This is a genomic window from Yinghuangia soli (assembly GCF_021502675.1).
GTDB classification, from domain to species: Bacteria; Actinomycetota; Actinomycetes; order Streptomycetales; family Streptomycetaceae; genus Yinghuangia; species Yinghuangia soli.
On sequence record NZ_JAKFHA010000035.1, the window covers coordinates 75,465 to 85,095 of the forward strand.

At 73.8% G+C, this 9,631-nt stretch carries 6 protein-coding genes and 2 tRNA genes; all 8 read left to right on the forward strand.

What is annotated here, in order from left to right; genetic code table 11:
• Window positions 1-132 precede the first annotated feature (132 nt).
• The 8 genes from LZ495_RS35915 (at window position 133) to LZ495_RS35950 (ending at window position 9,582) form a co-directional block, all read left to right on the forward strand.
• A complete protein-coding gene (locus tag LZ495_RS35915; protein WP_235057346.1) occupies window positions 133-4,326 on the forward strand; it encodes a DUF5682 family protein in 4,194 nt (1,397 codons plus the stop codon).
• Window positions 4,323-6,740, forward strand: a complete 2,418-nt coding sequence (locus LZ495_RS35920) for a hypothetical protein (RefSeq protein WP_235057347.1) — start codon at window positions 4,323-4,325, stop codon at window positions 6,738-6,740. Before LZ495_RS35915 ends, LZ495_RS35920 begins: the two co-directional genes overlap by 4 nt.
• Window positions 6,741-6,823: 83 nt before the next feature.
• A tRNA-Thr gene (locus tag LZ495_RS35925) sits at window positions 6,824-6,896 on the forward strand.
• Between the two features lie 47 nt (window positions 6,897-6,943).
• A tRNA-Met gene (locus LZ495_RS35930) sits at window positions 6,944-7,017 on the forward strand.
• Window positions 7,018-7,098: 81 nt separating this feature from the next.
• A complete protein-coding gene (rpmG, locus tag LZ495_RS35935; RefSeq protein ID WP_006604855.1) occupies window positions 7,099-7,263 on the forward strand; it encodes a 50S ribosomal protein L33 in 165 nt (54 codons plus the stop codon).
• Window positions 7,264-7,460: 197 nt separating this feature from the next.
• The gene (locus tag LZ495_RS35940) at window positions 7,461-7,925 is read left to right on the forward strand and encodes a MaoC family dehydratase N-terminal domain-containing protein (protein ID WP_235057348.1); all 465 of its coding nucleotides are present in this window, start codon (window positions 7,461-7,463) and stop codon (window positions 7,923-7,925) included.
• 1 nt (window position 7,926) lies between these two features.
• Window positions 7,927-8,352, forward strand: coding sequence for a MaoC family dehydratase (locus LZ495_RS35945; protein WP_235057349.1), 426 nt, complete (start codon window positions 7,927-7,929; stop codon window positions 8,350-8,352).
• Window positions 8,353-8,526: 174 nt separating this feature from the next.
• Window positions 8,527-9,582 (forward strand): UDP-N-acetylmuramate dehydrogenase, encoded by a 1,056-nt coding sequence (locus LZ495_RS35950; RefSeq protein WP_235057350.1) that lies wholly within the window; start codon window positions 8,527-8,529, stop codon window positions 9,580-9,582.
• The last annotated feature ends 49 nt before the right edge of the window (window positions 9,583-9,631 follow it).

A 9,631-nucleotide genomic window follows, 5' to 3' on the forward strand; every position in this document is an offset into this window, starting at 1 on the left:
CAGGGGCTGCGACGGCACTTCACCGCCGCAGCCCCTGGCCGACCCGTGCCCGGTCCTGGCGCCGCGCGGCGGGCGGTGGGCGAAGACGACGGTGGGGGAGTGGCGGCAGCAGCCGTCAGGGAGGGCACACAGATGACAGCGCAGCCAAGCACAGCCACCGGACCCACCGGTCCGGCCGCGGAGACCGAGCCCGGCGAAGCCGCGGAGCGGCTCGCGGCGTCCGAGCAGCCGGTCCTCATCGGCGTACGCCACCACGCGCCCTCCCTCGCGGCGGCGATGCCCGCGCTCCTCGATGCCGCGCGTCCCGAGGTCCTGCTCGTCGAGCTCCCCGCCGACCTGCAGGACTGGATCGGCTGGCTGGCCCACGAGGACACCAAGGCGCCGGTCGCCCTGGCCGGGTCCGGACCCACCGGGCTCGGGTTCTACCCCTTCGCCGAGTTCTCCCCGGAACTGGCTGCGGTCCGCTGGGCGGCACGGCACCAAGTCCCGGTCATCGCGTGCGACTTGCCGCTCGGCCTCCGCAGCTGGGCGGCCGGTCGTGAATCCGGCGACCAGCTGGACGACGGCCCCGCTGCCGCCGCTGCCGCCGCCCCGCACGACGCGTCGGCCCCCACGCTCCACCACCTCCTGGGCCGCAACCTCTCCGGCCGTCCCGGCGAGGACCTGTGGGACCGCCTCGTCGAGGCCGCCGCGGCCGGCTGCCCGCCGGAGGCGGTCCGCCGTGCCGCGCTCATGGTCGGCTGGGCGATGCGCCGCGATGCCGAACACAGCGGCGGCGTCGACCGCTTCGACCTGCTGCGCGAGGCCTGGATGCGGCAGGCGCTGCGCGCGGCCACCGCCGGCGGGGCACGGGCCGCCGCGGTGGTCGGCGCGTTCCACACACCCGGACTGCTCGCCGACGACCCGGCGTACGCCGACGACTCGGCTCGTTTCGTCTTCCCCGAGCCGTCCGCGTACGAGCCGGTCGTCACCTCGCTCGTGCCCTACACGTACGCCCTGCTCGACGAACGCTCCGGCTACCCGGCCGGCATCCGCGACCCCGAGTGGCAGCACGAGGTGTACGCCGCGGCCGGAGACCCCGCCGCCCTGCACGAGCTCCTCGTGCGGACCGCGACCCGGATCAGCGCCGAGCTGCGTGTACAAGGCCATCCTTCGGGGCCTGCGGACGCCCGCGAGGTCGTGCGGATGGCGGGCGACCTGGCCCGGCTCCGCGGCCTGCCCGCGGCGGGGCGCGGCGAACTGATCGAGGCCGTGCAGACCACGCTTGCGCATGGCGAGGCGCTCGGCCGGGGGCGGGCCGTCGCGGTGGCGCTCGAACGCGTGCTCGTCGGCACCCGCGCGGGCCGCCGCGCACCCGGCACGCCGCGCAGCGGACTGGGCCCGGCCGTCGAGGCGGAACTCGCCGAACTCGGCCTGCCCGGCCCGCACGTGACCGGCAAGCAGGCCGGCGAGGAGCGCGACCTGCGGCTCGACCCGATGCGCACGCCGCTCGACCGGCGCCGCGAACTGCTGCTCAAGCGCTTGAACGTGTGCCGCGTCCCGTACGCCGAGGCCGTCGACGTCGTCGGTACCGGCGGCGCAGACGCGCTGACCACGCGCTGGCGGGTCCGCTGGACACCGTCCGCGGCGGCCATGCTGGACATCGCGGGCGTCCGCGGTGTGACGGCCGCGCAGGCCGCCGAGGGCGTCCTGCGGGAACGCCGCCGCCGCGAGCACGAGGAGGGCGGCCCGACCGCGGCGCAGGTGCTCGCCGGGCTCGAACAGGCCGCCGAATGCGGCTTGGCCGACCTGGCCACCGAACGCATGCGCGAAGTGGACGCCATCCTGCCGTCGTCCGCGTCGCTGCCCGAACTCCTGAGCGGGCTGGCGCTAATGGAGCGCCTGGCGGCCGGGCACATTCCCGGGCTCGACGGCGTGCCGGACGAGACCGACGAGGTGGCCGCGGAGCTGACCGCGGCCGCGGTCCGGCAGCTCGACGGCCTGGCCGGTTCGGAAGAGCCGGCGGACGCCCGCGCGCTGGTCGAACTCGCGCGCAGGGCTGACGCGTTCGGCGGTACGCGGCTGCCGCACGCGTTGGCCGCGCTGGCGGCCGACGGGAGCCCGATGATGGCTGCCGCGGCCGGGTCGGTGCGGGTGCTGCTCGGCCAGGAAGAAGCGGGGCGCTTCGGTGTCCGGGTCGCCTCGTGGCTGGACGAGGCGACCACCACCGACCGCCGCGCCGACCTGGTGCGCAGGCTGACCGGCGTGCTCACCGCGGCCGGGCCGCTGCTGTCGGCGGGCGGTGAGGCGCTGGATCCGCTGCTGTCCCGAGTAGTCGAACTCCCTGACGAGGACTTCCTGGTGCGGCTGCCGGCGCTGCGCGGCGGCTTCGACACGCTGTCCCCGGCAGCCCGCGAACGCCTGCTCGCGGTGATCGAGGAACGCCTGGACGACCGGATCGACACGAGTACGGCGGTAGCCCCCGAGTCCCTGGCTGCGTGGGCCGCCGCCGACCTGCACGCCCGCGCGGCGCTGAAGACCCGAGGCCTCTGGCCCCTGCTCCCCACCGCGGACACCACCCCCACCACCCCGAGAACGGCCTCCAACGCGACCGCCGAGTCGGCCCCGGACACCAGCCCCAGCTCGGCACACACCCCGAATACCGGGTCCACCCCGGACAGCACCGAGTCCACGTCCAACGCGACCGCCGAGTCCGCCCCGAAATCCACCTCCAGCTCGGCACTCACGCCGAATACCGAGTCCACCCCGGACAGCACCGAGTCCACGTCCAACGCGACCGCCGAGTCCGCCCCGGACACCACCCCCACCACCCCGAAATCGGCCTCCAACGCGAACGCCGAGTCCGCCCCGGACACCACCCCCAGCTCGGCACTCACCCCGAATACCGGGTCCACCCCGGACAGCACCGAGTCCGCTCTGGCCTCCACTGAGTCCACCCCGGACGGCAGCCAGTCCACCCAGACCCCCATCGGCTCCACCCCGGAACTCACCCACCCCACCGGTTCGTTGAGGACTCAGGGGGCCCACCCGCTTTACCCCCACCAGACCCCAACTTCCACTTCCCAAAACCACCCCGCCGCGGCCTCCGCCCCACCCCTCAAACCTGCGGCGAGCGCCGCCACCGGCCCCGGCGCCACCCTCACCGCGACCGCCACCCCCGCGCCGTCGCCCGTCGACAACGCACCCGAAGCACCCGAAGCCCCCGAACCCTCCGGCGCTCCCACCCTCACCCCCCAAGCCCGCTGGCGCCTCGTCCTCGGCCGCCGCGCCGACCCCCGCGACTCCCGTGCCGCCCGCCTCGGCGCTGCCCTCGACGAGCTGTACGGCGCCGGCCGCGGCGAAGGCTCGCGCGGCGACCTGGGCGGTGCCACCGGCGCCGGCCGCGAGGCCTCCTACCCGTCCGTCCGCGACTGGGCCGAGGACCTCGCCGCGCTCTTCGGCCCCGCCGTACGCGAGGAAGTCCTCGGCGCCGCCGTCGCCGCCGGGCGCCGCGATGCGCTGACCGCGCTGGACCCCGACGCCGTACGCCCCTCCGTGGACCTGCTCCGCGCCGTCCTCGAACACGCGGGCGGGCTCCCGGAGTCCCGCGTCGCCGCGCTCCGGCCGCTGGTCGAACGCATGGTCGCCGAACTGACGCGCGAACTCAGCACCCGCATGCGCCCCGCGCTCTCCGGCCTGACCATCCCGCGCCCCAGCCGCCGCCCCGGCGGCGGCCTCGACCTCGCCCGCACCCTCCGCGCCAACCTCGCCACCGCCCGCCCGAACCCCGGCGGCGGCGTCACCGTGGTCCCCGAGAAGCCCGTCTTCCGCACCAAGGCCCGCCGCTCCGCCGACTGGCGCCTGATCCTCGTCGTGGACGTCTCCGGCTCGATGGAGGCGTCGACCATCTGGTCCGCGCTGACCGCCTCGATCCTGGCCGGAGTCCCGGCGCTCACCACGCACTTCGTGGCGTTCTCCACCGAGGTCGTCGACTTCACCGACCAGGTCCACGACCCGCTCGGCTTGCTGCTCGACGTCCGCATCGGCGGCGGTACGCACATCGCCGCGGGTCTGCGCTACGCCCGCGAACTCGTCACCGTGCCGTCCCGCACCCTGGTCGCCGTGGTCAGCGACTTCGAAGAAGGCTGGCCGCTGTCCGGGCTGCTCGGCGAGGTACGTGGACTCGTCAACGCGGGCGTCCACGTCCTCGGCTGCGCGAGCCTCGACGATCGCGGCAAGCCGCGCTACTCGACCGCGGTCGCCACTCAACTCGTCGCCGCCGGCATGCCCGTCGCGGCCCTCAGCCCGACCGAACTGGCCCGCTGGGTAGGGGAGAAGGTCCGTTGAACCACCAAGCCTCCAACACTGCCGACTCGGCGGACGCCACCCCGGCGGACGCTGCTCCGCTGGACGGCATCGCTGTGCTCCCCGGCGTGGTCGCCGACATCGTCGAAGCCCTCTCGCCCCGGCTCCGCAAGCGTCTCGACGGCGCGATCGACAAACTGCGCGCCCGCCCGGTCACCCGCGACGGCGACGCCGTGCGCATTGCCGTCGACGACGACGCGGACCTGACCATCACGGCCCCGGGCGGCATCGTCCGAACAGCCGAAGACATCGTCTGCGCCTGCCTTTTGGCCCCCAGCTGCGTCCACCGCGCCGCCGCCGCCTCGACCCTCCCGCTCGCCGACCCAGCCGAACTGGACGCCGCCGAGTTCACCCCGGACGCCGAGTCCACCCTGTACGCCGGTTCCACCCTGGACCCTGGTTCCACCCCGGATGCCAAGTCCACCGCGGACGGCGAGCCCATCACAGGTGCCGACGGGTCCGGCCCTGACGCCCAGTCCCCCTCGGGCACTGGTTCCGCCCCGAAGACCGGCTCCACCCCAAACGGCGGCCCCACCCCAAATACCGGCCCCACCCCGGAACTCACCCACCCCACCGATCCGTTGAGGAATCAGGGGGCCCACCCGCTTTACCCCCACCAGACCCCAACTTCCACTTCCCAAAACCACCCCACCCCCACCCCCGCCCAACAAGCCGCCGCCCGCACCCTCTGGACCGCCGCCGCCGCCGTCCTGGACGCCGGCATCCCCGGCGCAGGAGCCGTGCTCCAGGCCGAACTCCTCCGGGCCGCGCACGCCGCCCGCCTGGCCGGCCTCCACCGCGGCGCGAGTGCAGCCGTCTCCGTCACCACTGGACTGCGCGCCGCCCGGGCCGCCGACCCCGCCCACCGCCTCGGCGACCTGACCGAAGCACTGCGCGAACTCCTCGACACCGCCCACGCGTTGGCCGCAACCCCGGCCGCAACCCCGGCCGAAACCCACACCGACCCACCGACCCCCCTCGCCGACCTCCTCGGCACCGCCCGGCAGCCGTACGCGCACGCCGGCGCCCTGCGCCTCCACGGCCTGTTCAGCGAACCCCTGCACACCGCCTCCGGGCACGCCGGCGTGGTCACCTACGTCGTCGGCCCCGACCGGGCCCTGCGCACCGTCTCGGACGTCATGCCGGGCAGCGCCAACCGCATCGCCGGGGCCGCCGCCAAGGCCGTCCGCATGGGCGACACCGCGCTCGACCACAACGCGCTCTCCCGGGCCGGCCTGCTCGTCTCCGGCGCCACCGAGTCCCCGACCGGACGCCTCGGCGCGGGATCCTCCGTACGCGCGGTCAGCGCCTCCGGTGCGGCCTGGGACGCCGAACCGCTCGCCGACCTGTGGGCGCAACCCCTGCCCGCGCAGGTCGCACGCATCCTCCGGTCGCGCGAACTCCCCCTGGAATCAAGGCGGGTAGGCGCCGACCTGGTCTTCCTCGACATCGAGATCCTCGGCCTGGTCGCCGCGTCCGCAGGTACGCCGGGCGGCGACCGACTCGCCGCCCGCTGCCTGAGTCCTGCCACCACGGCTGCCACCGCCCAGGCCGCCCGCCCCGGCGACGGCCCGTACGCCGACCCCAGCCACGGCCCGTACGCCCACCCCGCCGACGGCCCGTCCGTCCACCGCGTCCAGCTGCTCGTCGCCGACGACCACCCCGCCTTGCCCTATCGGGACAACCTGCGGCTCCTGGCCTCCCGCCCCGGCCTCAGACTGCGCGTCATCGGCCGCCTGGAAGCCGGCGCCGACCCCGCCATCCGCCTCCTGGCCGCAGCCCCCACTCCCACTCCCACCGCCATCCCCATCCCCACTCCCACTCCCACTCCCACCGCCATCCCCACCGCCATCCCCACTCCCGCCCCCACCCCAGCCGCAGAAGACACCCCACCCCCCACCCCCGACCTCACCCTCGCCCCCGCCTTCCAAGGCCGCGTCAACCTCGGCCTGGACCGCCTCCAGCAAGCCGACCTCGGAACCCGCCCGCAGCACGCCGCCCCCGCAGATCACTCCGGCGTACGCCCCTCCACGCCACCCCCGCCACCCCCCGCGCCGCACACCGTCCCGGCCCCGCCCGCCGCCGACGAATCCCCCGTCTATCTCCTGGGCCGCCAAGTGGAACGCGCAGTCGCCGGCGGCCGCCCGGCCCTCGCCGCCACCGGCACCCTCGCCCGGGACGCGGCACGGCTGCGCGCAGACGGCCTGGTCACAGGCGCGGACCTGGTGGAACTCCTGGCCGCCGCGGCAGCGGACCGCGAGCGCGATGTCTTCGGCCGCCTCCGCCCCGCCGACACCGGGCGATTGGCGCGCTGCTGGCTGGCCGCCGCCTCCTATGTGCGGGCCGTGGACGCCGCGCTGACCGCCCGCGCCTGGGGTCCGCCAGGGGGCTCGTGACCTGGGCCGGAACCCCTCCGCGCAGACACCCGGCTAACCGATTTCCGATGCAGGCCCGAAGCCGTGTATGGTTTCACCTGCTCGCCCCAATAGCTCAGTCGGCAGAGCGTCTCCATGGTAAGGAGAAGGTCTACGGTTCGATTCCGTATTGGGGCTCTGACGAGGAAGACCCCGCCCGGTTCACGGGCGGGGGCCTTCGTCGAGGCGGCGTAGCTCAGCTTGGTAGAGCAAGCGGCTCATAATCGCTGTGTCACCGGTTCAAGTCCGGTCGCCGCTACCCGAGGAGCCGATGTGGGGGGAACCCCAGGTCGGCTGCTTTTGCTGAAATCACTACCACGACTGTCAGGAAGGCGCTCCCGTGGCTGCCACAGATGTCCGCCCGAAGATCACGCTTGCCTGTGTGGAGTGCAAGGAGCGGAACTACATCACGAAGAAGAACCGGCGTAACGACCCGGACCGTCTCGAGATGAAGAAGCACTGCCCGCGTTGCAACTCGCACACGGCGCACCGCGAGACCCGCTGACCGCGAGTCCGCACTCAGCTTCCGACGAGGCCACCCCTGCTGCAGGGGTGGCCTCGTCGTCGTTGTATGCAGGTGGCATGAGCAGTCGCGGGCAAGTTGCCGGTGGTCGCGAGTAATCACCTGTTGTCGCAAGTAGTCAGCTGTTGTTGCAAGTAGTCAGCTGTTGTTGCACGAGTCCTGCTGGAGGCGACGCGCGGATGGCGCTGGATCCCAAGTTCATCGGGCGGACGTACCCGCCCACGGCCCCGTACGAGGTAGGCCGCGAGAAGATCCGCGAGTTCGCGGACGCGATCGGCGATGCGAACCCCGTGTACCGCGATCCGGAGGCGGCCCGCGAACTCGGCCACCCGGACGTCGTGGCGCCGGTCACGTTCCCCATCGTGATCTCGCTGGGCGCCGCCGAGCAGGTCGTCTTCGACCCCGAACTGGGGCTCGACTACTCCCGCGTGGTGCACGCCGACCAGCGCTTCACCTACACGCGCCCGGTGCGGGCCGGGGACCGCCTGGTGGCGGTCGTCACGGTCGAGAACATCAAGACCATGGCGGGCAACGACATCATCACCACGCGCGCCGACATCGCCACGGTCGACGGCGAGCACGTGGTGACCGCGCGTTCCACGCTCGCCGCGCGCGGGACCGGCGACGAGGCGGGGGAGAGCTGACATGGCCGCGGTCATCAACTACGACGACGTCGAGGTCGGCACCGAACTGCCCGCGCAGACCTTCCCGGTCCTTCGGGAGAACCTGGTCCGGTACGCGGGGGCCTCGGGCGACTTCAACCCGATTCACTGGAACGAGCGATTCGCGGTCGAGGTCGGCCTGCCGAACGTCATCGCGCACGGCATGTTCACCATGGCCGAGGCGGTCCGCGTGGTCACCGACTGGGTCCGCGACCCTGCCGCGGTGGTCGAGTACAGCGTGAAGTTCACCCGCCCGGTGGTCGTTCCGGACCCGGAGGGCGCGGTGGTCGAGGTGACCGCCAAGGTCGCGCAGAAGCTGGACGACCGGCGGGTCCGCGTCGACCTCACCGTGACCAGCGACGCCGGCAAGGTCCTCGGCGTCCCGCGCGCGGTCGTCCAACTCGCCTGACCCGCAGCACCCGCGGCACCTAGGCACCCATCACCGCACCCCTCAGCACCACCCGCGGCACCCCTCGGCACCACCCCGCAGCATCCGCAGAACCCGCATCACCAGGAACGCCCGGCGCCCGCCCGATCCGCGGCCACCGGGCGTTCCGCATGCCCGGCCCCGTAACCTGTCCGGGTGCAGCATCTCGCCGATTCCCCCCTCGCCCCGCTGACCACCCTCCGCCTCGGCGGACCGGCCCGGCGCCTGTACGAGGCGACCACCACCGCCGAACTGGTGGCCGTGGTCCGCGACGCCGACGACCACGGCACCCCGCTCCTCCTCGTCGGCGGCGGCAGCAATCTGCTGATCGGCGACGAGGGCTTCGACGGCACCGTCGTGCGCATCGCCACCAAGGGCCACTCCCTCAGCGCGGCCGGGCTGCTCAGCTCGGACGCCGGAGTGCGCTGGGACCACCTGGTCGAGACCGCGGTCGACGCGGGCCTGGCCGGCATCGAATTCCTGTCCGGCATCCCCGGCAGCGCCGGCGCCACCCCGATCCAGAACGTCGGGGCGTACGGTCAGGAGGTCAGCGAGACCATCGCCCTGGTCGAGGTCTACGACCGGCAGACCGGCCGCATGGACATGCTCGACCCGTCCGAATGCGGGTTCGCGTACCGCACCAGCATCTTCAAGGGCGACACCCGCTACGTGGTGCTGCGCGTGCACTTCCAACTGCACGCCGCGGACGGTCAGTCCGCGCCGGTCAAGTACGCCGAGGTGGCCCGCACGCTCGGCATCGAGCCGGGGGAGCGGGTGCCGCTCGCCACCGCGCGCGACACCGTGCTGGGGCTGCGCCGCGGCAAGGGCATGGTGCTCGACGAGGCGGACCACGACACGTGGAGCGCCGGGTCGTTCTTCACCAACCCGATCCTGACCGAAGCCGCGTTCGCGGACCTCGAACGCCGCGCCGCCGAACGCCTGGGCGCGGGCGCCGAGCCGCCGCGCTACGCCGCGGGGGAGGGGCTGGCCAAGACGTCGGCCGCCTGGCTGATCGAGCGCGCCGGTTTCACCAAGGGCTACGGCACCGGCCCGGCCCGCATCTCGACCAAGCACACCCTTGCCCTGACCAACCGCGGCAGCGCCAAGAGCGAGGACCTCCTTGCTCTGGCCCGCGAGGTCCGCGACGGGGTACGCGAGGCCTTCGGCGTCGAACTGGTCAACGAACCGGTCTTCATCGGCGCCGAACTCTGACCTCCGCACCACCCTGGCCCCGAGCCACCCCGGTTGCCCGGCACCACCC